Genomic DNA, 25761 nt, shown 5'->3' on the forward strand with positions numbered 1-25761 from the left:
TGCCGCCGATCCGATGGGCGCGCAGGGACCCGGCGCAAACGTCGGATGTCCGTCACGTTCGGCCGTGATACGACATCTGCATCGTCCTTTCCGGAGCCAGCCTGCATGTCCACTGCGACCGCCTTCAGCCAACAGCCCGCAACCGCCGCCGAGACCGATCCCGAGACCCTCGGCTGGATGAAGGGCTTTCCGCCGGCGCCGGATCGCACCATCACCTTCCAGGACGGCTCGTTCCGCAGCTTTCCCGAGCTGCGCTGGGCGTGGAGCAATGTCCGGCAGCTGGTGCCGACGGTGAACGTCTGGCGCGGGGCAGGGCCGATGTCGGTGCTGCCGCGCGAGGACCATGACATCGGCGCGGTCGCCTCGACCACGATGGACGGCCGGCCCATGACCTTCGCAAAGATGCTGGAGGAGACCTATGCGGACGGCATCGCCGTGCTGCATCGGGGCAAGCTGATCTATGAGCGCTATTTCGGCGCGTTGAAGCCGCACAAGCCGCATATCGGGATGTCGGTGACGAAGTCGTTCACCGGCGTGCTGGCCGGCATTCTGGTGGCCGAGGGCAGGATCGATCCGCAGACACCCGTCACGGACTATGTGCCGGAGCTGAAGGCGAGCGCGTTTGGCGACGCGCGCGTGCACGAGGTCATGGATATGACCACGGGCCTCGCATACACCGAAGTTTACACCGACAAGAATTCGGCCGTGTGGGGATTGCGGCGCGCCAACGGCATGGCGCCGATCGAGCCCGATTATGACGGCCCGACCACCATTTTCGATTTCCTGATGGCGCAGAAGAAGCAGGGCGAGCACGGCAAGGTCTTTGCGTACAAGACCGTCAACACCGACGTGCTGGCCTGGATCATCAGACGCGCCAGCGGCATGACGCTGTCCGATCTTCTGTCCGAGCGCATCTGGATTCCCATGGATGCGGAGGAGGACGCGTATTATCACGTCGACCGCATCGGCACCGAGAGCGGCGGTGGCGGTCTTTCCACGACACTGCGCGATCTTGCCCGCTTCGGCGAGACCATGCGCAACCATGGCCGCTTCAACGGTCGCCAGATCGTGCCTTCATCCGTGGTCGCGGACATCGCGCGCGGAGGCGACCCCGAAAAGTTCAAGCCCGCCGGCTACACCACCTTGCCCGGCGCCTCCTACCGCAACCAATGGTGGGTCAGCCACAACGCCCACGGCGCCTACATGGCGCGCGGCGTCTACGGCCAGGGCATCTATGTCGATCCGAAGGCCGAGATGGTGATCGCGCGCTACGCCTCGCATCCCGTCGCGGGCAACGCCGCCAACGATCCCGTGACGCTGCCGGCCTACATGGCGCTGGCGAAGGCGCTGATGGCGGGATAGGTGCGTAGGGCGGATTAGCCGCAAGGCGTAATCCGCCGCTGCTCGTTCAAGATGGCGGATTACGCTTCCTAATCCGCCCTACGGGCCGGCGAATGCCGCGATATCCTCTCAAACCGCAAGATCGGTCGAGCGTGTCACGGCCTTCTGCGGCTAGATGGAGCCGCCACGGAGGAGGGACGATGAAGGCGGCGCTGCAAAACTATCAGGACCGGATGCGACGGGTGCTGGATCATATCGATCGGCATCTCGACGATGATCTGGCCCTCGACGGGTTAAGCGCTGTTGCCGCGTTCTCGAAGTTTCATTTCCACCGGCAATTCACCGCGACCTTCGGGTTGTCAGTGCATCGCTATGTCCAGTTGGCCCGCATGAAGCGCGCTTCGCATCAGCTGGCCTACGGTAACGCCCTTGGCGTCACCGACATCGCGATGGATGCCGGTTACGCTACGCCTGACGCCTTCGCCCGCGCCTTTCGGCAACGGTTCGGGCAATCGCCGTCGTCGTTCCGGAAGTCTCCCGACTGGGAGCCGTGGCTTGCGGCCTTCGGGCCTCTCGATAACGCGAGGAACAAGCTCATGAAGACGTTTAGCAGTGACGACGTGACGATCCGCGATGTGCCCACCACGAAAGTGGCGATCATGGAGCATCGGGGCGACCCGGCGACGCTTGGCGCCACCATCCAGCGCTTCATCGCCTGGCGCAAGACAGCCGGCCTGCATCCCCGGACAAGTCCGACTTTCAATGTCTGGCGTTCCGAGCGGCGTCCTTCATCGCCTGCCGATTACAGCGTGGACCTTTGTGTCGGCGCCGAGCAGTCGATCGAGGCGAATGGCGAAGAGATCAAGGCCGGCGAGATCCCCGGCGGACGCTGCGCCGTGCTGCGAATCGTCGGCTACACCGACAATCTGGAGCCCGCCGCGCTCTACCTCTATCGCGACTGGCTTCCGGCCAGCGGCGAGGAGGCACGCGACTTCCCGATCTATTGCCAACGACTGAGCTTCTTCCCGGAAGTGCCCGAGCACGAGACGGTGGCGGAGCTTTTTCTGCCGCTGAAATGATTGCCTAAGGTGGATTATGCCCGCGGCTGCGCGAAGCGCAGTCGCGGCCAACCCGTCCTACATATTCCGCGACATCTTCTCGAACTTCTTCACCAGCCGCTCGCGCTTCAGCCGCGACAGCCGCTGGATCCAGAACATGCCGTCGAGCTGGTCGATCTCGTGCTGATGGCAGACGGCGCGCAAGGCTTCCGACTCCTCGCTCTGCAATTCGCCGTCGAGATCCCAATAGCTGATCCGCACTCGGGCGTGGCGCTGCACCTCGTCATTGACGCCGGGCATCGAGACGCTGCCCTCGCGGTGCAGGATCATCTCGGGTGACGTCCATTCAATGACCGGATTGACGTAGGTGAGGGGGCCGTCCTTGGCGTCGAGCTCGAGCACGACGACGCGCAGCGGCACGCCGATATGCGGCGCGGTGATGCCGATGCCGGGGGCGGCGCGCATGGTGTCGAGCAGATCCGCTGCCAGCTCGCGCAAGCCGTCGTCGAATGCGGTGACGGTGCGTGCCGGCATCGTGAGCCGGCGATCGGGGTAACGGACGATGGGGCGGATGGTCATGCAAGGGCTCCTACCACTCACGGAGGGTTGAAGCACGCCGTTCTTGACAGTCTACCAACTGGAAGGTAGCTGACCTGCCATGACCAAGATATCCTCGACATCCGACGACATCCTTGCCTGCGCACGCACGCTGATCGTCGCCGGCGGCTACAACGGCTTCAGTTACGCCGATGTGGCCGAGATCGTCGGCATCCGCAAACCGAGCATTCATCACCATTTCGCCAGCAAGGTCGACCTGGTCCGAACGCTCGTGTCGCGATATCGCGAGGAAGCACAGGCGGGGCTGGCGGCCATGGAGCGAAACGTCCCCGACCCCGGCGAGCAGCTCAGGAGCTATGTCGCGTATTGGGAAGCGTGCATCAAGGACGCGACGGCTCCGTTCTGTGTTTGCGCGCTGCTCGCCAGCGAGCTTCCGATCCTGCCTGAGGAGGTCGCGCTCGAGGTCCGGGCTCACTTCCGCTCCCTGGCGTCGTGGCTGACATCGGTGATGGAGCGCGGCAAGCGGCAGGGGCGGCTTCAGCTCTCCGGCACGGCTCGGATCGAGGCTGAAGGATTCATGGCGACCGTTCACGGCGCGATGTTGTCCGCGCGCGCCTATGGCGATCCAAAGATGTTCGGGATCATCGCCCGTCCGCTGCTGGATCGGCTTTCCCCCAGGCACTGACGCAATCAGCACCGCTGCAATCGACGTGAATGGCAGCGATTTCGCTTCGCAAGAAATCTACCAACTAGTAGGTAAGGAAAGAACATGAGAAATCTTGAGATGACTTCGGATACGTTCGACCGCGCGCAATGGCTGAAGCAATACTATTTCCTACGCGCCGCGTTTTCCCTCGCCTGGGTCATTGCGGCCTTCGCCATCGCGCCGTCATCTGCGGTGATCGCGGCAACGTTGCTGATCGCCTATCCGGCATGGGACGCCGCGGCGAACTATCTTGACGCGCTCTGCAGCGGCGGATTGAACCAGAACCGTACCCAGGCCCTGAACGTGCTGGTCAGCCTGGCGACCACCATCGCGGTCATCCTGGCCTTGCGGGTGAGCATGAACTGGGTGCTCGGGATCTTCGGCGCGTGGGCGATCCTTGCCGGATTGCTTCAACTCGGAACGGCGGTCCGGCGCTGGAGGAGCTACGGCGCGCAATGGGCCATGGTGCTCAGTGGTGGCCAGTCGGCGCTGGCGGGCGGCTTCTTCATCTTTCAGGCTACGATGCCCGCAATCCCGTCGATCGCGAACGTCGCGGGCTACGCTGCGGTCGGCGCGCTGTACTTCCTGGTCTCGGCGGTCTGGCTCACCGTCAGCACGTGGCGCCGCGGCGCGGCGCTGTGAGACGGGCGCCTCCGGCAACGCATCTTGTCGTCTGTCGGTGGCAGACGTTCGATGGTGATGAGATCAAGTTCGGCGGGATGATGCCATCGTGCCGGTGTTTTGCCTGACAGGTCAAATCGCGCGTCATTCCGCAAATCGCAGGCCTCGTAAGTCATTGATCCGACAGCGCCCGGCTACTTTGCATGGGGTTGTTTTTCGACTTTTTTGTTGGCTGGTCACGAACCGGGGCGGCAAAAATGACGTGAGCCATGTCGGTCCGCCCGGTTCCCATTCGTCTTCCACGTGAGACAGACCTGACGGGAGACCGAAATGACTTCTTCCAACTATCGCTGGGTGATCGTCGCCGCCGGCGGCCTGCTCGGCTGCGTCGCGATCGGCGGCATGTTTTCGCTGCCGGTGTTCCTGCAGCCGATCGCCAAGGACACCGGCTGGTCCGTGACAGGCATCTCCAGCGCGATGACGATCGGTTTTCTGGCGATGGCCTGCACCAGCATGGTCTGGGGCACACTGTCCGACCGGTTCGGGCCGCTGCCGGTGGTGCTGACGGGATCGACGGTACTGGCGCTCAGCCTGTTCACGGCGAGCCATGCGACCTCCCTGATCGTGTTCCAGTTCGTGTTCGGCCTTCTGGTCGGCGCCTCCTGTGCGGCGATCTTCGCGCCGATGATGGCGACCGTGACCGGCTGGTTCGATACCCATCGCAGCCTTGCCGTGTCGCTGGTGTCGGCCGGCATGGGCGTGGCGCCGATGACGATGGCGCCGCTCGCGGCCTGGCTCGTCTCGAACCATGACTGGCGCACCTCGATGCAGATCATCGCGCTCGTCGTCGGCGCCATCATGATCCCAGTCTCGTTCCTGGTGCGCCGCCCGCCAGCGCTCGCCAATGCGGCGGTCGCACCAACGGGCGAGGGGGCCGCGCAGAGCGAGATGTCGATGGGCGAGGCGCTGCGCTCGCCGCAATTCCTCATCCTGCTCGCGACCAATTTCTTCTGCTGCGCCACCCATTCCGGTCCAATCATCCACACCGTCAGCTATGCCGTGAGCTGCGGCATCCCGCTGGTCGCGGCGGTGACGATCTACAGCATCGAGGGTTTTGCCGGTCTCGGCGGGCGCATCGCCTTCGGCCTGATGGGCGACCGTTTCGGGGCCAAGCGCGTGCTGGTCTCAGGGCTGCTGCTCCAGGCGTTCGGCGCGCTCGCCTACGTCTTCGCCCATCAGCTCGCGACCTTCTACGCCGTCGGCGCCGTGTTCGGCTTCATCTATGCCGGCACTATGCCGCTCTACGCCGTGCTGATACGCGAGAACTTTCCGCTGCGGATGATGGGCACGGTGATCGGCGGCACGGCGATGGCCGGCAGCCTCGGCATGGCGACGGGCCCGCTCGCCGGCGGCCTGATCTACGACGCCTTCTCCAGCTACGCCTGGCTCTACATCGCTTCCTGGGCGATGGGCTTGGGTGCCTTCCTGATGGCGATGAATTTCAGGCCGTTTGCGAAGCCGCAAGGCGAGGTGGCGCCGGCGGCGGCGTAGGTTCGACATCGAGGCGCAAGGTCAGAGCTGCGCCTCGATCGCGGTCTTGTCGATCACCGACCAGACCTGCCGGATCTTGTCGTTGCCGAATTCGTAGAACACGTTCTCGCAAAACGACACGCGCCTTCCGTTGACGGCAAGCCCAAGGAACGTCCCGACCGGCGTGCAATCGAACTTCAGTCGTGCCGCGATGCGCGGTGGATCGATGATGAGCATCTCGATGTGGAATTGCAGGTCGGGTATCTCCCGAAAATCCTGCTCCAGCATCGCGCGGTAGCCGGACAGGCCGAGCGGACGGGCATTGCGGGCGACCTCATCATGCACGAACTGGCCGAGCGCCGGCCAATCCTGCCGGTTCAGGCAGGCGATGTAGGCACGGTAGATGCCGGCGAGCTCTTCTTTCTCCATACCGGCTCCTTCCGGTTCACGCGCGCCGCCGTAGATGCTCGATCAGCGCGCGCAGCTTCGGTGCGACGTTGCGGCGGCTCGGGTAGTAGAGATAGAATCCGGCGAAGCAGGGGCAATAGTCCTCCAGGATCGGCACCAGCTCGCCGCGCGCGATTGCGGGGCGAAAGCTCGCCTCCATGCCGAACGTGATGCCGGCGCCGGCCACCGCCAGCTTGATCATCAGCGCCATGTCGTTGGTCGTGATCTCGGGAGCGACCGCGACGCTGAACTCCTTGCCGCCGTCGGCAAACTCCCAGCGATAGGGGACAACGTTCGGCGCCGGACGCCAGCCGATACAGCGAAAGGACGCAAGCTCGGACGGATGCGAGGGCACGCCGAAGCGGTCGCGGAAATCCGGCGCGCAGACGGCGAGCTGGCGTTCCTCTCCGGCGATCGGCACCGCAATCATGTCCTGCTCGATGACCTCGCCAAGGCGGACGCCGGCGTCATAGCCGGCGGCGACGATGTCGAATTCCGCATCCGTCACGGTGATGTCGAGCTGCACCTCCGGGTTCGCGTCGGCGAAGTCCGCAAGAAAGCGCCCCGAGAGAAAATGCTCGGCGATCGAGGAGACGGCGAGGCGTAGCAAACCGCGCGGCCGCCCGCGTAGTGCCTCGGTGCCGTCGAGCGCGGCGCGCATGTCCGCGATCGCAGGCGCGACCTCCGCATGCAGCCGCTCGCCGGCTTCGGTCAGGCTGACGCTGCGGGTGGTGCGCTGGACCAGCGCGATGCCGAGCGTTTCCTCCAGCCGCCGGATTGTCTGGCTCACCGCCGAGCGGGTTACGCCGAGACGGTCGGCGGCGGCGCGGAAATTCCGCTCTTCGGCGACCAGCGCAAAGACGGCGAGGGCGTTGAGGTCTGGTTCCATCGGTTAGCGTAGCTTGTCAGTGTGGTTAGGGATCGTCGTCTTATCACAGCGATGGCGCCGGTCCATCTTCCCGCAATCACTCCGAAAGCAACGGGAAGAACCCTCATGCCAATCGACAAAGTCATTCTCATCACCGGCGCCTCCAGCGGTATCGGCGCCGGCATTGCCCGCGAGCTGGCCGCGGCCGGCGCGAAGATTCTGCTCGGCGCGCGGCGCACCGACCGTCTGAATGCGCTTGCGGCCGAGTTGAACGGGCGGGGCGGAACGGTGCTCGCGCATCCACTCGACGTCACCGACCGCGCCAGCGTTGCCGCCTTTGCCGACGCAGCGCGCGGGGTCTGGGGCCGCGTCGACGTCATCGTCAACAATGCCGGCGTGATGCCGCTGTCGCTGATGGCCTCGCTCAAGGTCGAGGAGTGGGACCGGATGGTCGACGTCAACATCAAGGGCGTGCTCTACGGCATCGCCGCCGTGCTGCCGGAGATGGTGGCGCGCGGCTCCGGCCAAATCGTCAACATCGCCTCGATCGGCGCGCTGAGCGTGTCGCCGACGGCAGCCGTCTACTGCGCCACGAAATATGCGGTGCGGGCGATCTCGGATGGCCTGCGCCAGGAGCACGACAATATCCGCGTCACCTGCATCCATCCCGGCGTGGTCGAAAGCGAGCTTGCCGGCACTATCACCGATCCCGTGGCCGCCGAGGCGATGAAGGCGTATCGGGCGATTGCGCTTCAGCCAGACGCCATCGCCCGCGCGGTGCGCTTCGCCATCGAGCAGCCCGATGACGTCGACGTCAACGAGATCGTCGTGCGGCCGACGCGGACGAGGTGACGATACCCATCCGCATCAGATGCGCTTCTCGAAAAACAGGTCCGGGTAGGGGTCGTCATTGTAGCGCGGGATCCCGCGCCAGCCCGTCGTGCGGTAGAGCTGGCCGGCCTCGGGCAGCGCGCTGTTGGTGTCGAGCCGCAGCAGCGTGATGCCGAGTTCGCGCGCGGCGCTCTCGGCCCCGTCCATCAGGCGCCGGCCGAGCCGCAATCCGCGCGCGGCGGGCGCGACCCACAGCCGCTTGATCTCGGCATAGCCGTGATCGGTGCCCTTCAGGCCGACGCAGCCGATCGGCAGCGTGTCCGACATCGCGACGATGAAGCTGCCGCGCGGGCGGCGCATGTCCTTGGCGTCGGGGTCGCGCGACAGCGAAACGTCGAAGCCCTGCTTGAAGCGGCGGCCGAGCTCGGCATAATACTCGCCGAGGCAGTAACGCGCTTGCTCGCATTGCGGATCCATCTCCTCCAGCGCAACACGCTCGCGCGTCAATGCGGACGCGATCAGGTCCATCGCCGCCAGCAGCGTCTCGGCCTGCGAATGCTGCGCGAGCAAGCCCTCGGCCTGCGTGTTCGACAGCGCCTCATAGGCTGCGAACTCGCGCCGGCCCGCACGCGTCAATGTCGCGACCCGGCGGCGGGCATCGTCCTCATGCGCGGCGGTCTCGACCAGGCCGTCCTCTTCCAGGCTGCGCAGCAGCCGGCTCATCAAACCGGAATCGAGGCCGAGATAGTCGCGGATATCGGCCACGTCCGAGCGCCCGTGCCCGATCGCATTGAGCACGCGCGCCGCGCCGAGCGGGCGGCCGCGCCCAAGAAAAGAGGTATCGAGCGCGCCGACGGCGGAGGTGACGGCACGGTTGAAACGACGAACGCGGGAAACGGGGTCGAGCATGATGTCTGACTTTAGTCAGATATCGTGGTCTGTCAATCGGGCGGGAGCTGATCGGGCTGGATGCTAGGTTTCCGGGCGGATCAGCTTGATGTCCCGGTCGGCGGCCCATCCGGCAACATCCTCGCGCTTCAGGGCGGTTGCCATCAGATCCGGGAACTGATCCGGCGTGCAGGCGAACACGGGAATGCCGAGACTTGCGACCTTCGCAGACAGCGCGGGATTATAAGAGGGGTGGCCGGTGTCGGTCAGCGCCAGCAGGACGATCACGTTGATGCCGCGCGTCGCGAGCCGCGCCAGCCGGTCGACCAGCGCGTCCGCATCGCCGCCCTCATAGAGGTCGGTGATCAGGATCAGATGCGCTTTCGCCGGCCGTTCGATGCGCTCCTCGCAATAGGCGACGGCGCGGTTGATGTCGGTGCCGCCGCCGAGCTGGACGCCGAACAGCACCTCGACGGGATCGGCGAGCTCTTCGGTCAGGTCGACGATCGCAGTGTCGAAACAGACGAGCTTGGTTGTGACCACCGGCAGCGAGGCCATCACCGCCGCGAAGATCGAGGCATAGACGACGGAGGTTGCCATCGACCCCGACTGGTCGACGCACAGAGTAACCTCTTCGAGATCGACGATGCGACGCTGCTGGCGCAGGAAGCCGATCAGCCGTTCGGGCACCACGGTGCGGTGCTCGGCCTGGTAGTGGCGCAGATTGGCCTTGATGGTGCGCGGCCAGTCGATGTCGGCAAAGCGCGGGCGATGGGTGCGCAGCGAGCGGTTCAAGGCGCCGCGGACCGCGTCCGCGGTGCGCCGCTCGAGCCGTTCCATCAGCTCGGCCACCACCTTGGCGATGACGATGCGGGCGGTGTCCTTGGTCTTCTCCGGCATCACGCCGCGCAGTGCGACGAGATCGGCGATCAGGCTCACATCCGCCTCGACGGTCGCAAGGAATTCAGGCTCGAGCAGCATCTGGCGCAGGCCCTTGCGCTCGAAGGCATCTTTCTGGATCACCTGCACCACGGGCGCGGGGAAGAACTCCCTGATGTCGCCGAGCCATTTTGCGACGCGCGGCGCCGAGCCGCCGAGCCCGCCGCGGCCCTTCCTCGGCGCCTCGTCGCCGTCGCCATAGAGCGCCGTCAGCGCCTCGGACATGCGGCGATCGCTGGCGGACAGGGCGGGGCCATTCTCGGCGCCTTCCGCGTCGACGCCGAGGGCGAGCGTCCAGCGGCGGCTGCGTTCATCGGCTTCGCTCATCGCGCAGCTCCCGAGGTGAGAAGTTCGAGCACGCGGGCCTGATGCGCGGGCCAGATCTCGCCTGCGCCGGCGAGCAGCCGATACCCTTTGGCGGCATCGGTGCTGCGCGCGAACAGCGCGTCCATCAATCGCCTGCGCTCGGTTCGGTCCAGCGCCGAGAAGACGCGGCGGAACAGCGGCAGGCTCGCGGTGAAGGCATCCTCGTCCAGCGTCATCAACCAGGCGTCGACGGCGCCGCGCAGCGTTGCATCGTGGATCAGCCGCTGGCCGGCGCCCTCGAAGAAGCCTTCAAAGAAGCCGGCGGCTTCCGCCACGGGTGTGCCGGGCGAGAGCATCCGCGTCAGCAGATCTGCCGCGTGATCGGCGGTCAAGAGCTCGGCCTCGTAGAGCAGCCGGGCCGCGGTGCCGGCGATCAACCGGGTCGCCTGATCATCGTTCAGCAGCGCGCTCAGCGCATCGCGCCAGCTGGCGACGATTTCGGGCTCGATCTGGGCAAGCTGGATCGCGGCGTCGGCTGCGAGCAGCGCGCCGCGCAGCTTGGCCGCCGCGGGTCCGTCCAGATTGCGCGCGGCATAGGGCAAAGCGAGTGCGGCCTGCACCACGATGCGCGGCATCAGCGCCGCCAGATGCTCGACCGTGCCGGCGCGCGCCTCGCCATAGCGCAGGATGTCGGCCATCGGCGGCAACGCACCAAGCAGAGACTGTCCGTCGCTGGTCAGCGCCGCCTTGGTCTCCAGCGCCGCGATGCCGAACGCGGTGGCACGGGACAGGTCGGCGATCATGGCGTTGCGCACCAGCGTCGCGAGCGGAGCCAGCTCGGCTTCCTTGCTCATCGCTTCGATCAGGCGTCCGCCGGCAGCCTCGGCGATGGTCGAACCGTGGAGCAGATTCTCCACGAGCCTGACTGCGAATTCCGGCTCCCAGCGCAACTGCCAGTTCTCGCGAAACGTACCGCGGCTGCGGCCCGCATCGGTCAGCCGTCCCCAGGGCACGTCGAGCGCGTTCAGCCGGTGCAGCAGCGTGGAGCGCATCAGCCCGCTTTCGCTGCGCAGATCGAGCGTCAGCGGCCGATCGAGCGCCTCCGGCTTGAGCCGCGTCGCCTTCTGCTGCCGCTGGAGATCTTCGAGCAGCGGCGCGAGCGGTGTTGTCGCTGGAATCGCGCCGACACCTGCGCCGATCAGCAGCTCGGCCGAAATGTCGTCCCACATGGCGCGTTCGCCGTTGCAGAGGCAGGCGATCGCCGCCTCGCGCAGCTCCGCGAAACCCGGCGCGGGGCGGCCGCGCAGCGCCGCAAGCGCCGTGCCCAGCCGCTGCGCCTCGATGACCGAGGCGGTCGAGACGAAATGGCCGCGATCGCGCAGCACGCGGGTCGCCTTGGCAAGCCACTCCGCGGCACGATCGCGCTCGCGCGTGTCCCAGACATGAGCGCACCATCCCGGCGCCACCACGCCCGCGCCATAGCCGCTCGCGCGCGCCAGACGCGGCGCGGTCCAGGGCGCCCAGGTCGCCTTGATCTTCGTCTTCGGCCGGCCCTTGAGCAATTCGCGATCCGCAGCAAGGCTGCGACGCTCGGCGAGTGCCGGCACGTGCCAGGCGCCGCAGACGACCGCGATGGCGCCATCGTGGTCCTTCGCCGCCTTCGCGATCTCGATCCGCATATGCGCCTCGCGCGCGGCCTCGCGGGCCGACAGCGATGTCTCGTCCGCGCGCAGTGCCGTCATCGCATCGGCAACGGCGGCGAAGATCGGGCCCGTTGCGGGATTTTCCTCGATGACGTCGGACCACCAGGACTCGCCGTCGTCATAGCCTGCGGCGGTGGCGAGCGCCCCGATCGGGTCGTGGCTGACTGGATCGGCCTCCGCCCTTGCCGCAATCTCCTCCGCAATGTCGCCGTCGGTGGCACCCAGCCGGTCCGATGCCGGCAGGTCGATGAAGCGCAGCGTCGCACCGTGGCGCACCGCCCAGCGTGCGGCCTGGTATTCCGGCGAATAGTCGGCAAAGGGGAAGAAGCTGGCGTTGGCCGGATTGTCCTCGGCATAGGTGAGCAGCGCCACCGGCGTCACCATGTCGGGATCGGCGAGCATCGGCAGCAGCTCCGATGCATCCGCCGGGCCTTCGATCAGCACCGCGACCGGCTTCAGCGCATCGAGCGCTTCCACCAGCCGCCGCGCGGAGCCGGGGCCGTGATGCCGGATGCCGAAGAGGGAGACCTGGCCTGCCATCGCTCGCGCCGCGCTGTCAGATCCGGTCGGTCAGCGAAGCATAATAGCCTTCGAAGCCACGCCGCTTCTTCAACACGGTTTCGAGATATTCGCCGAGCACGGCGGTATCCTGCACCGGATCCTTCACGACCGCGCCGATCATGTTGCTGGCGAGTGTTTCCGGCGTCAGCTTGCCGTCGTTGAAGAAAGTCGCCTGGCTGATCCCGCCGACCATCACCGCGATCGCTTCGGCTGTCGACAGCCCGCCCGAGGGCGATTTGAGCGCGATCTTGCCGTCCTCGGTCGAGCCCGAGCGCAGCTCACGGAAGATCGAGACGACGCGCGCGACCTCGTCGGCGACGTTCTTCGGTGCCGGCAAATCGAGATTCTGCGCCATCTCGCCGACGCGCTTGACGATGATCGCCACTTCCTCCTCGGCGCTGTCGGGCAGGGGCAGCACGACGACGTTGAAGCGGCGCTTGAGCGCGGACGACAATTCGTTGACGCCCTTGTCGCGGTTGTTGGCGGTGGCGATGATGTTGAAGCCGCGCTGGGCATAGACGGCAGTGTTGAGCTCCGGGACCGGCATCATCTTTTCGGACAGCACGGTGATCAGCGTGTCCTGCACGTCGCTGCCCATCCGCGTCAGTTCCTCGAAACGGCAGAGCTTGCCGCCCTCCATCGCACGCATCAGCGGCGTCGGGACCAGCGCTTCGCGGCTCGGCCCGTGCGCGAGCAATTGGGCATAGTTCCAGCCGTAGCGGATCTGGTTCTCGTCGGTCCCGGCCGTACACTGGATCACGAGCGTGGAGTCGCCGGTGATGCCCGCGGCGAGGTGCTCGGAGACCCAGGATTTGGCGGTGCCAGGCACGCCCAGCAGCAACAAGGCGCGATCGGTCGCCAGTGTCGCGACGGCGGTCTCGATCAGCCGCTTGTCTCCGACATATTTCGGCGTGATCACGCTCCCGTCTGCGGCCTTTCCGCCCATGAGGTAAGTCACCACTTGCCGCGGCGAGAGCGCCCAGCCCGGCGGACGATGCCCGTCGCCCGCGGCAAGCGCCTTCAACTCGGCGGCATAGCTGTCCTCGGCGGGCAAGCGCAGTTTCTCGCTCATGGTTTCGCTCCGTTGTCGTCCAACGCGGCGTTGAGCCGCAGCATGTCGAGGCGCGGGTCTCCTTGCAGCAGGCCCGCAGCCGTCAGTCGTTGCAGTGATCGTTGCGCGCCGTCGCGCGAGGCGATGAGACCCAGTGCGTGAAGCTCCGAGACCTGATCGCCGGGCCTCGCGTCATCGCGATGAAGAGCGGCGAGCAGGGTCTTGCCGGCGGGCGCGGAGAGCGGATCGTCCAGCCGTGCCGCTGCGCCTGCGAGTTGTCGGGCCAGTTCGAAGCTGATGCCGTGGGTGCGCAGCGCCGCCTCGGCATGCCTCGTGCGTTCGGCGGGCGCAAGGCGTGGCGCGAGCGCGGCAACGAGGCCAGTGGCATCGCGTTCGCCGATCGCGTCCGCCGCTTGCGCGACCAGCGCATCCGTCCCGGTCGCGACGATCAGGTTGATCAGCGACATGTCGGCGGCATGGTCCACGTTCCAGTCCCAGGCGGCAATCAGCTCCTGCGGCGCAAGCCCCAGCGTGCCGGAAAACGAAACGAGGTCGGCGCCGTCGAACAGGGCCTTGCGGCGTTGCACTTGCGCCGGCGTCTTGAGTGGTTCGGCCTGGACCACGCGCGAGCGGCGTAGCAGCCCCTTGGTCTTGACCGAAAAGAAGTCGGCAAGTTCGGCGACGTCCTCGCCGGCCGCAGGGCCTCGGCCGAGACGCGCGAGCAGCGAGACCGCAAGCGCCCTGACCTTGGGGGCGCGATCGTCGGCCGCGATGCGCTCGAGAAAGGCGATGTCGTCGTCCGATAGCCGCTCCGACAGCAGCAACAGCAGGCGCAAGCGTGCGTCGGCAGTCTCGCTCGCGAGCTTGGCCTCGAGCACCGCGCGTGCGGCGGACGGGTCGCGCCGCCTGAGTTCGGCCAGTGCCGCCTTGCGAGCAGCGGGCCAGAAATCGTCCCAGTTCTCGGCGGTGAGATTGTCGCTGGTTTGCTGCCGCGCGGCGCCGTCGGAGTCGGCAATTGTCGTCCAGTCGCGCCAGATGGCATAGACGTCCGGCGTATCGTCATCGTCGGCTGCGGGCATCCAGTCGGCCGGATGCGTTGTCCAGCCGCGCGCCGCGAGGAAGTGGACGAGTTCGGTCCCGGCGTGCGCCTGTTTCTTCGCCGCGAGGATCCGGTGCACGAGCGGACGCAGATCTTCGGGCACCGTCGGCAGTGCAAGCGTCGGGATATCGGGCAGGACGCGGAGCACTGAAGCCGGCTCCATCGTTACCGAGGTGCCGAGAAACTGGCCGGAAAGCGCAAGCAGCCGCAATTCCGCTTCGGCGGGATCCCCGCCGAGTTCGGTACGCCAGAACGTGGCTGCGGGCGCGGCCGCGGATCCCATGGTCCAGCGCGTGAGGACCGCGCCCATCGAATCAAGGATCGTCTCGGCCCTGGTTGCCTCAGTCATGGCCGCCGATCCGCCCCCAAGGGGTCTGCGCGGCGAGGATCGCGAGCCGATTGCCCGACCAGATCGCGGCGGTGCGCGCGAGATCGGTGCCGCACAGAATGCCATTGACCTCGGAGGCCACCGGCAGCGTCGCGAGGCCATCGGCCGATCGCCACCATGTGTGTCCGGCAGCGTCGCGCGCGATGCGCCCCTGCGGCAGCAGCAGCGGAATATCGATCACCCAGGGCTCTGCCAGCAACGGTCGCGTCAACGCGTCGGAGAGTGTGTCATCCGGCGCGGGCCATGCCGGCGGCAGCATCTCGTGCGTGGCGTCGCGCCGGACGAGCAGGGCGCGAAGCGGCTGCGCCGACGGATAGAAGACGAGCTCGCCATGAAAGCGCTCGCCGGGCGTGAAGACCGAACCGCGCCTTCCCGCGCTTGCCGGGAAAAAATCGAGCAGCATTGCGAAGCGTGGGCCGGCCGCGGCGAGGTTGAGCAGCCATGTCGTCTGTGACACCAACCCGTCACGGCGCGTCTGCACCTGCTCGGCAAGCACCTCCCAATCCGCATCGACCCGTAGCGCATCTGGATCGGCCAGCACCGTCTCGCGCGTCTCCGATGCGGCGACCGCGCGCCGGATCGCGGTATTGCGCGGGGTGGCGCGGAAGGCGCGCGCGAGCAGAACGAGCTTGCCGAGCTCGACCACGGCGCCGCGCGGACGGTCGCCTGCGGAGAGCGCGAGGAGGCGGGACGGCAGCTCGTCGATCCGGCCGGCGAGCACCGCGGCCTTGCCATCGACAAGCCGCGCCGCGATCCGCCGGCATCGCGCCGTGGCATCATCGATGAAGCCTGACAATCCCATGCGAAGCTGGTCGCCGATCCATTGATCGAGCGCATCCAGCGCATCGAAAATGGCGCGCTCGGTCTCTTCGTTACGTTTGGCTACCTGGGCCTCGCGCCGCGCCACGTCCTTCGGGTCGTCTGCGACCTCAGGCTCGGCGGCGCGCGCGGCACCCAGATCCTTGTCGCCGCCGGGCGGCGCATTGGTTGCAGGCTTTGCCGCGGACGGGCCGCGCCTGCGGCCGAGCCAATCGCTGACCCAGGCCGGCGTGTCGGCGGGCGTGAACGGCACCACCGCTTCTGCATTCAGCCACAACAGGCCGAGCACATGCTTGCAGGGGAATTTGCGCGAGGGGCAGGTGCACTTGTTGCCGAGGTCGCGCAGATCGGCCATCACGCGGTACGGATTGGCGCCGGAGCCCGCGCATTCGCCCCAGATCAGCGCGGCATCACGGCTCATGCCGACACCGGACCATTTGGCGGGCTTGGCGAGGCCGGCGGCGGCCTTGAGTGAGGATTGATCGGTAGCGAGTTGCTCGACCGCCTTCAGATCAATCGCCACGCCGATGCCCTAAATCGAATCCAGAAGTGGCAGTATAACGGGGAACAATGAAAGCTCAATGTCGCCGCGAGCGATCCCTGTGCTGCACGCGGGAATGGTCATGATCGCTCCGGTGAGGCGAGCCCGAGTTCCTTGCGTGTCTTCCGCGTCAGCTTTGCCGCGATCAGCGCGTGCGCCTGCGCCAGATACAGGATGAGCTCGGCATCGGGTAAGGCGTTGTTGCTGACGAGTTGCACCCATTTGGCGCGCGCCAAATACGGCGCAGGCCGGGCCAGGCCGTGCTCGATCAGCATGGCGTAGGCCATGTTCGCGGTCTTGAACATGTAGCCGCCGGAGCGCGCGGCAAAGCCGCCGCCGAGCGCGAACATCTTGCCGCCGACCTTGAAGACGGAGGTGCCCTCCCATTGCACCACCTTGGTGACAGCGGGCAGGCGCAGGCAGCGGGTTTCGAAGGATTTGGGTGTCATTGCCGGAGCGATAGCAGGTTGCGCGCGGCTTGCAACGTGCATGCTGACGGCCTCGCGGAGAGACGCTCGATTGTTTCGCTTGGTTCGCACGGCAAGGGCGAAGTTGATGCCGTGTGCCGCCCTTTGTGAGTTGTGCCGGCGCCGCAGGCCGCTACCATGTGCCAACTGCCGTGGAACACGGCAGCGAGCACAAGCGGAGGCGACATGAGCGGACAGGAGCGCAAGGTGAAGGGATCGGACCTGTTTGTCGCGGCGCTCGAGAACGAAGGTGTCGATCGCATCTTCGGCGTTCCCGGCGAAGAGAATCTCGATCTCGTGGAATCGCTCCGCACCTCCAAGATCGAACTGGTCCTGACCCGTCACGAGCAGGCCGCCGCCTTCATGGCCGCCACGCATGGGCGGTTGACCGGCAAGCCCGGCGTTTGCCTCTCGACGCTCGGGCCCGGCGCGCTCAATCTGTCAACGGGGGCCGCCTATGCGCATCTCGGCGCGATGCCGATGATCCTGATCACCGGCCAGAAGCCGATCATGAGCAGCCGACAAGCGCGCTTCCAGATCGTGGACGTGGTCGCGACCATGAAGCCATTGACGAAGCTGTCGCGGCAGATCGTCAGCGCCTCCAGCATTCCGACCGTGGTGCGCGATGCCTTTCGCGTCGCCATGGAGGAGCGGCCGGGGCCGGTGCATCTCGAATTGCCCGAGGACATCGCGGGTGACGAAGTGCCTGACGTTCCCGTGATCCCGGTCCATCCGATCGAAATCCCGGTCGCTCATCGCACCGCGCTCGACCGCGCCGCCGAGATGATTCTGTCGGCGAGACATCCGCTGGTCATGATGGGCGCCGCGACCAGCCGGCCGCGCGCGACCCACGGTATCGCCAGCTTCGTGCGGCGGACCGGCATTCCGTTCTTCACCACGCAGATGGGCAAGGGCACCGTGCCCGGCGGTACCAATCTCTACATGGGGACCGCCGCGCTGTCCGAACGCGACTACGTTCATGACGCGATCGATGCCGCCGACCTGATCATTGCGATAGGTCACGACCCGATCGAGAAGCCGCCCTTCATCATGGGGCCGTCAGGCCCGAAGGTCATTCACGTCAGCTACACGTCGGCCAGTGTCGAGCTGGTCTATTTTCCCGACGCGGAGGTCATTGGCGACGTCGGCCCCAGCCTGGAGCTGCTCGCCGACCGGCTCGAAGGCAAGCTGCCGCAAGCCGCGTCGCTGCTGCCGCTGCGCGAGAAGATTCTCGGCCACATCGCCGACCGCGCCACCGAGGCGCGCTGGCCGCCGACGCCGCAGCGGATCGTGCACGACATCCGGCAGGTGATCCCGGAGAACGGCATCGTCGCGCTCGACAACGGCATGTACAAGATCTGGTTCGCGCGCAACTACCGCACCCGCGTCGCCAACACGCTGCTGCTCGACAATGCGCTGGCGACCATGGGCGCAGGTCTGCCGTCGGCGATGATGGCCGCGATGCTCTATCCCGACCGCCGCGTGCTCGCGGTCGCCGGCGACGGCGGCTTCATGATGAACAGCCAGGAGATGGAGACCGCCGTCCGCCTCAAGCTCAACCTCGTCGTGCTGGTGCTGGAGGATAACGCCTACGGCATGATCCGCTGGAAGCAGGCCGTCGATCATTTCGCCGATTACGGCATGACCTTCGGCAATCCCGATTTTGTCCTCTACGCGAAGGCTTATGGAGCGAAGGGGCATCGGGTCGAGAGCATCGACAGCTTTGGCCCGACGCTGGATGCTGCTTTCAAAGAGGGCGGCGTGCATCTGGTCGTGATCCCGATCGACTATTCGGAGAACGTGCGGGTGCTCGTGGACGAGCTGCGGGCGCACGAGAAATCGAAGGCGTGAGAGTCTCGGTCTCGTGCCCCGGACGCGGCGCAGCGCTTCTTCAGCGTTGCGCTGCAGAGCCGGGGCCCATGCGTCAGCCACCTTCGCCGCCTCCTGGGTCCCGGCTCTGCGCAGCAACGCAAAAGCGTTGCAGCGCGTCCGGGACACGAGAGGGGCTTGTCTGGAGAGACTCGATCACCCACACTCCCAAATACCGAACAAGCACAGGACAACAAAATGACTCGTGTTCGCTGCGTCACCGAGATGGGTATGGGCGTCGATGTCCACGGCAGGGACGCCACCAAGGCGGCCAAGCGCGCGGTGTCGGATGCCATCAGGCACTCGAGCCTCGGCTTCTTCCGGATGATCGGCAAGACCGCGAACGACATGTTCGTCGACGTCACGATCGCGGTACCCAATCCGGAAGCTGTCGACAAGGAGGCTGTGGCCAAGGAGCTTCCTTACGGCACCGTGACCGTCACCGCGGTCAAGGGCGGGCTGGAGATTCCCTCGGCGACCGAAGTGGCCAACGATCCCATCCTCATCGCCAATGCCGCTGTCATCGTCAGCTTCGACAAGGACTAGACCGGTGTCCGACAGCGATGAGGCGCTGCTCGATCGTCCGATCTGGAGCGCGCTGACGACCAGCCACAAGCATCTGGCCGAGGGCGGGCCGCGGGCGCTGCGCTATCCCGTCGACATGACGCCGTTTGCCGACATGGTCGACATGTCCGCGGCAAGCTTTGCCGCGCTCGGTGATCTGCTGTCGGGTTCGCAGGTCGCAGCATTGTTCACGCCAGATCCGGTTGACGTCCCCGCCGGTTTCAAGGTCGTGATCGCCGGGCCTTGCGAGCAGATGATCGGCTCGCCCGCGGTCAGTCCGCTCCGCGATGCCGAGATCGTCACTCTGGGGGCCGACGACGTCCCTGCCATGATGGCATTGACGGAGCTGACCAAGCCCGGTCCGTTCGCGCGGCGCACCCATGAGCTCGGTACGTTCCTCGGCATTCGCGCCGGGGGACAATTGGTCGCGATGACCGGCGAGCGCATGAAGCCGGGCAAGTTCACCGAGGTGACGGCCGTGTGTGTGCATCCCGACTATCGCGGCCGCGGCTATGCGCAAGCGCTGCTTGCGGCCGTCGCGCGCGGGATCGAGGCGCGCGGGGAAATTCCGTTCCTCCACGTGTTTTCGAGCAACGCGTCGGCGATCGCGCTGTACCAGCGACAGGGCATGCGCATCCGCCGTTGCCTGCACGTCACAGCGTTCATGAGGGAAGAATAGGCGCCCTCGGGGGCGCCCTTCATTTCCTCCCGATTTTCGCTATATCCGTCCCAACCACAATTTGGGGGAAGTAAATGGACGCCAGAACGACCGATTTTTCCGCCGCACGGACGGCGATGCAGCGCTACGTCGATCAGGAGATCATTCCGGGCGCATCCTGGGCCGTGCTGCGCGGGGGCGAGGTGGTCGACCAGCAATGCGTCGGTTTTGCCGACCGCGAAGCTAAGACCGCGCTTCGTCCCGACCATATCTTCCGCGCGTTCTCCAACACCAAGATCTTCGTCACTTGCGCGATCATGCTGCTGGTCGAGGAAGGCCGCATCGGCCTCGATGACCCGATCGAGACATTCCTGCCGCAGCTCGCCGGTCGCAAGGTGCTGAAGCCGGGCGCCTCGAGCCTTGCCGATGTCGAGCCGGCGAAGAATTCGATCACGATCCGCCAGCTCCTGACCCACGCCTCCGGCCTCAGCTACGGCATCTTCGATCCCGGCACGGTGCTGTTCAAGGCCTACAACGAGGCGCGCGTACTCAATCCGCTGACGCCACTCGCCGACATGATCGACCAACTCGCCGATCTGCCGCTGTCGTATCATCCCGGCACGAGCTGGGAATATTCGGTCGCCACCGACGTGCTCGGCCGTGTCGTGGAGGTCGTCTCCGGCAAAGCGCTCGACGCCTTTCTGAAGGCGCGCATCTTCGACCCGCTCGGCATGACCGACACCGGCTTCCATGTTCCGGAAGCGCAGCAGGGCAGGCTGGTTGCGCTCTACAATGGCGCCGACGTGCTCGACCCCATGAAGCCTGGCCTCACGCGGGCCGACAATCTGCCGTTTCCGCAAGCCTATCGGCGGCCGTTCCCGCGGCTCTCGGGCGGCGGCGGTCTGGTCTCGACCCTGCCCGACATGCTCGCGCTGGTCCGCGCGCTGCTGCCCGGTTCGGATGCGCTGCTGAAGCCGGAGACGCTGCGGCAGATGATGACGAACCAGCTCCCGGCAGGGCAGACCATCCGCTTCGCCAATCTCGGCCCGATCCCCGGCAAGGGCTTTGGCCTCGGCGGCGCCGTCACCTTCGCGCCGACGCCGTTTGATCCGCCGAACTCCACTGGTGAATTCCAGTGGGGCGGGCTTGCCGGCACGCATTGGTGGATCTGTCCGCAGGCCAATACCGCGGGGGTCCTGATGGCCCAACGTTACATGGGCTTCTGGAATCCGTTCTTCTTCGAGTTCAAGCGCCTGGCCTATCAGGCCGTCGGCGGCTGACCCGCGAAAAAATTACGCGCTCCGCGAATCCTTTCCAGCCGGCGCGCCCTCTTGATGGTCGAGGCAATTTGCCTCGGCTCAACTCGGAGGATGCGATGGCATTTTACAGGAAGAACATCGGCGGCTTGCACCAGACGGTGCGGATCGCCTCGGGTGTCGCGGTGGTGGTTGCGGCATCCGTTTATCTGGCCGGCCCGACGGCGTGGCTGGTCGCGCTGGGTGGCGCCGGCTTCGCGCTGACCGGCCTTGTCGGCTATTGCCCGATGTGCGCGATGGCGGGGATCGGGAGAGGAGGGGTGTCGTGAGTGCGGCGGCGATTTCGCCGAACCTGTTCGAAGCGGCGCGGCTCGGCGATCCCCACGCGATCGCCTCGCTGCTCGAGACGGCGCAGCCGGATATCCGCCGCTACGCCCGCGCGACCTGCCGCAGCTCGGCGGATGCCGAGGATGCGGCGCAGGAGGCGCTATGGATCCTGTTCCGCCATGTCGGCACCATCCGCTCGCTGCTGGCGTTTTCGGCCTGGCTGTTCAGCGTGGTCCGCCGCGAATGCCTGCGGTTGGCGCGCAAAGCAGGCCTCGCGCGGCCTATCGATGAGAGCGAGGCGGAAGCGCTGCTGCTGACGCGCCCTGAAGCCGATCTGCGACTCGACGTAGCTGCGGCCTTCGAGGCACTGCCGCCGCATTATCGCGACGTCGCGCTGATGCGCGACGTCAAGGAAATGACCATCGAGGAAATCGCCGTCGCGCTCGGCGCGTCCCGGCAGACCGTAAAGGCCCGGCTGCACCGCGCTCGCGCCCTGATGCGCGAATATCTGACGAGATGAAACGTGAGCGCTGTTCCTGCAACATCGAGGTGGCAGCTTGGGGTGAACGAACTTCGGCAGCGGCGGCGTCGCGCGCGTGAATAACTATCTCGGCATCGACGGATTTCGTTTCGGCTGGGTCGCGGCCTGGATCGGCGAGCGCGGCGATCATGGCTTCGACTATTCGCCGGGCCTGACGCGTTTGCTCGCGTTGCCGCATGTGCGTGCGATGATCGACATGCCGATCGGATTGAATTCGGCCGGCTATCGCCTGTGCGACCTGCGAGCGCGCGAGCTGATTGGCCCCGCCGTGTTTCTCGGTGCGCGCCGCGATCTCTGGACGTTCACCGACATGGCCGAGGCCAACCGTTACTACTGGGCGCATGAAGGCAAGGGCAGGGGCGTGTCAGCGCAGCTCTGGAATATCAGGGACAAGATCAGGGAGGTCGACGAGATCATGACTCCGGCGCGGCAGGCAACGACCGGCGAAGCGCATCCGGAATTGGTGTTCTGGAATCTCGCAGGGCGAGTCCGGCTTGCGAAGAAGGCATCCGCGCTCGGCCGCGAGCAGCGCGTCGCGCTGCTGGCGCAACGCGGCTTTACGCGTTTGCCGAAATGGCTGACGCAGCGACATGGCACCGGCGTCGGCCGCGACGATCTCATCGACGCCTGTGCCTGCGCCATCGCGGCGCGCGACAGCACGCAACGTGTCGGCGGGGAGGAGACCGATCCGCGCGGACTGCGTATGGAGATCAATTATTGAGGCTGCCAGCCCATGAGATGGAAATCGGGAAAAAGTGGCAATTTATTTGACCTATGCAGGAACTGTCGATGGCGGGTCCGCGTTCCCCGTGTGGACCGATGACAGAGAAGCTCGTGCGATGAGGGATGTCAGTCAATTCGCGACCGCAATGCTTGCGCTCGTCTTCACCAGCGCGTTGCTCGTCACCGGACAGCTCTTCATCAAGCAGCGCGCACAGCGCGATGTGATTTACGCCACCAGTCATTTGCTGCGGCCCTTGTGATCTCATCCCCGTGCGGGAAATGATGTGACCGCTCGACCTTGCGTCGTTCGTCTGCTCGCCTAGATTAGGCGGCATCGCATGAACGAAGCTGGAGTCCCGATGTCTGATCTGTCCGCCTTTCCCATCAGCAGACGCTGGCCGGCCAAACATCCCGAGTTGCTCCAGCTCTATTCGCTGCCGACGCCGAACGGCGTCAAGGTCTCGATCATGCTGGAGGAGATCGGACTTCCGTACGAGGTCCATCTCGTCGATTTCGGCAAGGACGACCAGAAGACGACTGAATTTCTCTCGCTCAATCCGAATGGCAAGATCCCGGCGATCCTCGACCCCAACGGTCCCGGAGGCAGGCCGCTGCCGCTGTTCGAGTCCGGGGCGATCCTGCAATACCTCGCCGAGAAGACCGGCAAGCTTCTGCCGGAGGATGCCGCGCGCCGCTACCAGACCATCCAGTGGGTGCACTTCCAGATGGGCGGCATCGGGCCGATGTTCGGCCAGGTCGGCTTCTTCCACAAATTCGCCGGCAAGGATTTTGAGGACAAGCGGCCCCGTGACCGATACGTCGCCGAAGCCAAGCGCCTGCTCGGCGTGATGGAGACGCATCTTTCGGGACGGCAATGGTTCATGGATGACGACTACACCATTGCCGACATCTCCATGCTCGGCTGGGTGCGCAATCTCATCGGCTTCTACGGTGCCGGCGAGCTCGTCGAATTCACCCAGTTCAAATCGGTCGGTGCCTGGCTCGAACGGGGCCTCGCGCGTCCGGCGGTGCAGCGGGGGCTGAACATTCCGCAGCGGCCGTAAGATCAGGTCAGCGCCTTGTACGTCATGTAGAGCGCCATCAGCGAGACGAAGGCGATCATGACCCGGCGCAGCACCGATCTGCTGACGCCGTTGGCCATGCGTGCGCCGAGATCCGTGCCGATCCAGAGGCCGGCCAGAATACCTGTGATGGCCGGCCAGCCGACCATCAGGCCCTTGCTCCAGTAGATCCAGGCCGCCGGCAGGTTGGTCGGGATGACCGAGAAAACGAGGCTGACGAGCTGCGCCTGATGCTGCGGCACGCGCAGGCCCGCAGCAAGGCCGACCGTGATGGCCAGGCCCCCGCCGATGCCCATGAAGCCGGAGGAAAATCCGGCGAGCAGGCCGATGAGCAGCAGGGGTAGCCGGGGCAGCTGGTCCTGGTCGTCGGCTTCACGGCCGCCGTCCTTGCGATCGCGGCGCAGGATCAGCAGGGCGATCAGCGCGGCGAGATAGACGACATAAGTCCATTGCAAGACCCGGTCGGAAACCGCCGCCGCGGCGTAGCCGCCACCGGCGCCGCCGACGAGAAATCCGATGCCGATCCAGGCGATCCACGGCCAGGGGCTGCGATTGCCGCTCTGCCAGTAGCGGCGCGCGCCGGCGAGGCCCGTCGGCGGGACCTGTGTGATCAGCGACGTCCCTTGCGCGACGTGCTGTTCCGCGCCGAGCAGCAGCACGCTGAAGATCACGAGCCCGCCACCCGGGCTCGTTCCCATCAAGCCCGACGTCAATCCGCTGACCAGGCCGACGCCGGCGCCAGCGAGCAGGTCGTGGATTCCTGACATCGCTTACGTCCTGGTTCGCCGCTTGATGTCAGGCCTGATCGTGCGAAAGCCGTCGATCACCCCGGCCACCGCCGCCATGCAGGCCTCGACGTCGAAATCCTCGCCCCAGCATTTTTGCAGCACAAAACCCTGGAAGATCGCGATCAGCACGCGTGCGATCGCTTCGGCACCGAGGTCGCGCCTGATCAGGCCGTCATGCTGGCCGCGCTCGACCAGCGCCACGATCAGCGCGCGCGGCATGTCGATGCCTTCGACGACGCTGGTGCGGACGCGGCGGTTGCGCAGGGCTTCGGCCCAGCCGTGGATGCCGACACGGCGGCGCGGTTCGCCGGCGGGGTCGGTCAGCCATTGCGCGTAGACGCGGATCAGCGCGTGAAGCCCTTCGATCGGATCGCCGGATCCTTGCGCGACCGAATTGAGCACGGCTTCGCGCCGATGCCGGTCGTCGGCGAGTGCCTCGATCAGATCGTCCTTGCTCTGGAAGTAGAGATAAACCGCGCCGTGGCTCAGTCCGGAGCGTTTCACGATGTCGGCCATGCCGGTCTGGTGAAAACCGTCTTCGGAGAAGCAGGCGAGGGCAGCTTCGAGAATTTGCTGCCGCCGACTTTCGCGCTGCTTGTCGCTGATCTTGGGCATCTCGCCGTCCTTAAATAACTGACAGGTCGATCGTTTTACCGTTGATCCCAATTGGGCAGGACATAAGTGGATCGTAATAAAAAACGATCAGTCAGTCATTTTTAATGCAGAAGAGGATTTTGGTCAAGTCTGGCTGGTCTGGGGGCCTGGCAGGAGAAGGATGATGTCGTTGCGAATGAGGCGACGCTGCACTCGATCGCGCGCGGCTAGAACAGCCGTCCGCCGTTCGGCACCGGCCTGCTGGGCTGCACCAGCACGACCTTGCCGTCGGCATCGGGGAAGCCGAGCGTCAGCACCTCGGAGATGACGGGTCCGATCTGGCGCGGCGGGAAATTGACGACGGCCGCGACCTGTTGTCCCACCAGCGTCTCGAGCGGATGGTTCTCGGTGATCTGCGCCGAGCTCTTGCGCACGCCGATCACCGGGCCGAAGTCGATCCACAGCCGAAAGGCCGGCTTGCGCGCCTCTGGAAACGGTTTCGCATCGACGATGGTGCCGACGCGTATATCGACCGCGAGGAAGCTGTTGAAGTCGATGGTCGGCGTGGCGGCGGCTGCGGGATCGTGGGTGACGTGCATGGGATGTCCGTTCGGCGAGTTGGCGTCGTTCGCAATAT

The 25761-nt window shown here is 65.9% G+C and carries 28 protein-coding genes; 15 read left to right on the top strand and 13 right to left on the bottom strand.

The window, feature by feature from the left end; all coding sequences use genetic code 11:
- Positions 1-105: 105 nt before the first annotated feature.
- Together XI03_RS23395 and XI03_RS23400 are read left to right on the top strand one after the other, a co-directional pair.
- Positions 106-1362: a serine hydrolase domain-containing protein gene (locus XI03_RS23395; RefSeq protein WP_271593461.1), complete on the top strand. Its 1257-nt coding sequence runs from the start codon at positions 106-108 to the stop codon at positions 1360-1362.
- Between the two features lie 179 nt (positions 1363-1541).
- A complete protein-coding gene (locus tag XI03_RS23400) occupies positions 1542-2420 on the top strand; it encodes an AraC family transcriptional regulator (RefSeq protein WP_271593462.1) in 879 nt (292 codons plus the stop codon).
- A 57-nt stretch (positions 2421-2477) separates the two neighbouring features.
- On the opposite strand, the gene XI03_RS23405 is transcribed toward XI03_RS23400, so the two are convergent.
- On the bottom strand, positions 2478-2978 hold the full coding sequence (locus XI03_RS23405) for a peptide deformylase (protein ID WP_271593463.1): 501 nt from the start codon (positions 2976-2978) through the stop codon (positions 2478-2480).
- Positions 2979-3057: 79 nt separating this feature from the next.
- Between XI03_RS23405 and XI03_RS23410 the strand changes: the two genes are divergently transcribed.
- The 3 genes from XI03_RS23410 to XI03_RS23420 all read left to right on the top strand — a co-directional run bounded on the left by XI03_RS23410 (position 3058) and on the right by XI03_RS23420 (position 5835).
- The gene (locus tag XI03_RS23410; protein WP_271593464.1) at positions 3058-3642 is read left to right on the top strand and encodes a TetR/AcrR family transcriptional regulator; all 585 of its coding nucleotides are present in this window, start codon (positions 3058-3060) and stop codon (positions 3640-3642) included.
- An 84-nt stretch (positions 3643-3726) separates the two neighbouring features.
- Positions 3727-4305: a DUF308 domain-containing protein gene (locus XI03_RS23415; RefSeq protein WP_271593465.1), complete on the top strand. Its 579-nt coding sequence runs from the start codon at positions 3727-3729 to the stop codon at positions 4303-4305.
- Positions 4306-4614: 309 nt separating this feature from the next.
- Positions 4615-5835 carry an MFS transporter gene (locus tag XI03_RS23420; RefSeq protein ID WP_152103076.1) on the top strand — a complete coding sequence of 407 codons (1221 nt, stop codon included), beginning with the start codon at positions 4615-4617 and terminating at the stop codon, positions 5833-5835.
- A gap of 21 nt (positions 5836-5856) precedes the next feature.
- Here the strand turns inward: XI03_RS23420 and XI03_RS23425 are convergent, their stop codons facing one another.
- Both XI03_RS23425 and XI03_RS23430 read right to left on the bottom strand, forming a co-directional pair.
- Positions 5857-6243 (bottom strand): ester cyclase, encoded by a 387-nt coding sequence (locus XI03_RS23425; protein ID WP_038946465.1) that lies wholly within the window; start codon positions 6241-6243, stop codon positions 5857-5859.
- Positions 6244-6259: 16 nt separating this feature from the next.
- The gene (locus tag XI03_RS23430) at positions 6260-7150 is read right to left on the bottom strand and encodes a LysR family transcriptional regulator (RefSeq protein WP_028145086.1); all 891 of its coding nucleotides are present in this window, start codon (positions 7148-7150) and stop codon (positions 6260-6262) included.
- Between the two features lie 105 nt (positions 7151-7255).
- On the opposite strand from XI03_RS23430, the gene XI03_RS23435 reads away from it, so the two are divergent.
- Positions 7256-7981 (top strand): SDR family oxidoreductase, encoded by a 726-nt coding sequence (locus XI03_RS23435; RefSeq protein ID WP_028145085.1) that lies wholly within the window; start codon positions 7256-7258, stop codon positions 7979-7981.
- Between the two features lie 15 nt (positions 7982-7996).
- Here XI03_RS23435 and XI03_RS23440 read toward each other — a convergent pair whose 3' ends face one another.
- From XI03_RS23440 to XI03_RS23470, 7 genes are all read right to left on the bottom strand, one after another.
- Complete coding sequence (locus tag XI03_RS23440; protein WP_271593466.1) at positions 7997-8869, bottom strand: helix-turn-helix domain-containing GNAT family N-acetyltransferase; 873 nt, start codon at positions 8867-8869, stop codon at positions 7997-7999.
- Between the two features lie 63 nt (positions 8870-8932).
- Positions 8933-10114, bottom strand: a complete 1182-nt coding sequence (locus XI03_RS23445; protein ID WP_271593467.1) for a VWA domain-containing protein — start codon at positions 10112-10114, stop codon at positions 8933-8935.
- Positions 10111-12336 (bottom strand): DUF5682 family protein, encoded by a 2226-nt coding sequence (locus XI03_RS23450; RefSeq protein ID WP_271593468.1) that lies wholly within the window; start codon positions 12334-12336, stop codon positions 10111-10113. Before XI03_RS23450 ends, XI03_RS23445 begins: the two co-directional genes overlap by 4 nt.
- A gap of 16 nt (positions 12337-12352) precedes the next feature.
- Positions 12353-13429 (bottom strand): ATP-binding protein, encoded by a 1077-nt coding sequence (locus tag XI03_RS23455; RefSeq protein ID WP_271593469.1) that lies wholly within the window; start codon positions 13427-13429, stop codon positions 12353-12355.
- Positions 13426-14856 carry a DUF5691 domain-containing protein gene (locus tag XI03_RS23460; protein WP_271593470.1) on the bottom strand — a complete coding sequence of 477 codons (1431 nt, stop codon included), beginning with the start codon at positions 14854-14856 and terminating at the stop codon, positions 13426-13428. The genes XI03_RS23455 and XI03_RS23460 overlap by 4 nt, the downstream gene beginning before the upstream one ends.
- Complete coding sequence (locus XI03_RS23465; RefSeq protein ID WP_271593471.1) at positions 14849-16237, bottom strand: SWIM zinc finger family protein; 1389 nt, start codon at positions 16235-16237, stop codon at positions 14849-14851. Before XI03_RS23465 ends, XI03_RS23460 begins: the two co-directional genes overlap by 8 nt.
- Before the next feature lie 98 nt (positions 16238-16335).
- Positions 16336-16704: an MmcQ/YjbR family DNA-binding protein gene (locus tag XI03_RS23470; RefSeq protein ID WP_271593472.1), complete on the bottom strand. Its 369-nt coding sequence runs from the start codon at positions 16702-16704 to the stop codon at positions 16336-16338.
- Between the two features lie 204 nt (positions 16705-16908).
- Between XI03_RS23470 and XI03_RS23475 the strand changes: the two genes are divergently transcribed.
- The 9 genes from XI03_RS23475 (at position 16909) to XI03_RS23515 (ending at position 23724) form a co-directional block, all read left to right on the top strand.
- The gene (locus tag XI03_RS23475) at positions 16909-18573 is read left to right on the top strand and encodes an acetolactate synthase large subunit (protein ID WP_271593473.1); all 1665 of its coding nucleotides are present in this window, start codon (positions 16909-16911) and stop codon (positions 18571-18573) included.
- A gap of 216 nt (positions 18574-18789) precedes the next feature.
- Entirely contained in the window at positions 18790-19137 is a 348-nt protein-coding gene (locus XI03_RS23480) for a Lin0512 family protein (protein WP_026201886.1), read from the top strand.
- A 4-nt stretch (positions 19138-19141) separates the two neighbouring features.
- Positions 19142-19834: a GNAT family N-acetyltransferase gene (locus XI03_RS23485; protein WP_038946476.1), complete on the top strand. Its 693-nt coding sequence runs from the start codon at positions 19142-19144 to the stop codon at positions 19832-19834.
- Between the two features lie 74 nt (positions 19835-19908).
- Positions 19909-21093, top strand: a complete 1185-nt coding sequence (locus XI03_RS23490) for a serine hydrolase domain-containing protein (protein ID WP_271593474.1) — start codon at positions 19909-19911, stop codon at positions 21091-21093.
- A gap of 95 nt (positions 21094-21188) precedes the next feature.
- Positions 21189-21398, top strand: coding sequence for a YgaP family membrane protein (locus XI03_RS23495; protein WP_271593475.1), 210 nt, complete (start codon positions 21189-21191; stop codon positions 21396-21398).
- Positions 21395-21916 carry an RNA polymerase sigma factor gene (locus XI03_RS23500; RefSeq protein WP_028145074.1) on the top strand — a complete coding sequence of 174 codons (522 nt, stop codon included), beginning with the start codon at positions 21395-21397 and terminating at the stop codon, positions 21914-21916. Before XI03_RS23495 ends, XI03_RS23500 begins: the two co-directional genes overlap by 4 nt.
- Positions 21917-21992: 76 nt before the next feature.
- Complete coding sequence (locus tag XI03_RS23505; RefSeq protein ID WP_271593476.1) at positions 21993-22658, top strand: DUF429 domain-containing protein; 666 nt, start codon at positions 21993-21995, stop codon at positions 22656-22658.
- 34 nt (positions 22659-22692) lie between these two features.
- A complete protein-coding gene (locus tag XI03_RS23510; RefSeq protein WP_049801662.1) occupies positions 22693-22920 on the top strand; it encodes a hypothetical protein in 228 nt (75 codons plus the stop codon).
- Positions 22921-23019: 99 nt separating this feature from the next.
- Positions 23020-23724: a glutathione S-transferase family protein gene (locus tag XI03_RS23515; protein WP_038946479.1), complete on the top strand. Its 705-nt coding sequence runs from the start codon at positions 23020-23022 to the stop codon at positions 23722-23724.
- 2 nt (positions 23725-23726) lie between these two features.
- On the opposite strand, the gene XI03_RS23520 is transcribed toward XI03_RS23515, so the two are convergent.
- The 3 genes from XI03_RS23520 to XI03_RS23530 form a co-directional block, all read right to left on the bottom strand.
- Positions 23727-24509 (bottom strand): sulfite exporter TauE/SafE family protein, encoded by a 783-nt coding sequence (locus tag XI03_RS23520; protein ID WP_271593477.1) that lies wholly within the window; start codon positions 24507-24509, stop codon positions 23727-23729.
- 3 nt (positions 24510-24512) lie between these two features.
- Positions 24513-25145 (bottom strand): TetR/AcrR family transcriptional regulator, encoded by a 633-nt coding sequence (locus XI03_RS23525; protein WP_271593478.1) that lies wholly within the window; start codon positions 25143-25145, stop codon positions 24513-24515.
- A 206-nt stretch (positions 25146-25351) separates the two neighbouring features.
- Positions 25352-25723, bottom strand: coding sequence for a tRNA-binding protein (locus XI03_RS23530; protein ID WP_038946480.1), 372 nt, complete (start codon positions 25721-25723; stop codon positions 25352-25354).
- Between the last annotated feature and the right edge of the window lie 38 nt (positions 25724-25761).

The sequence above is a fragment of the Bradyrhizobium sp. CCBAU 65884 genome (genome assembly GCF_028128835.1).
GTDB classification, from domain to species: domain Bacteria; phylum Pseudomonadota; class Alphaproteobacteria; order Rhizobiales; family Xanthobacteraceae; genus Bradyrhizobium; species Bradyrhizobium ottawaense.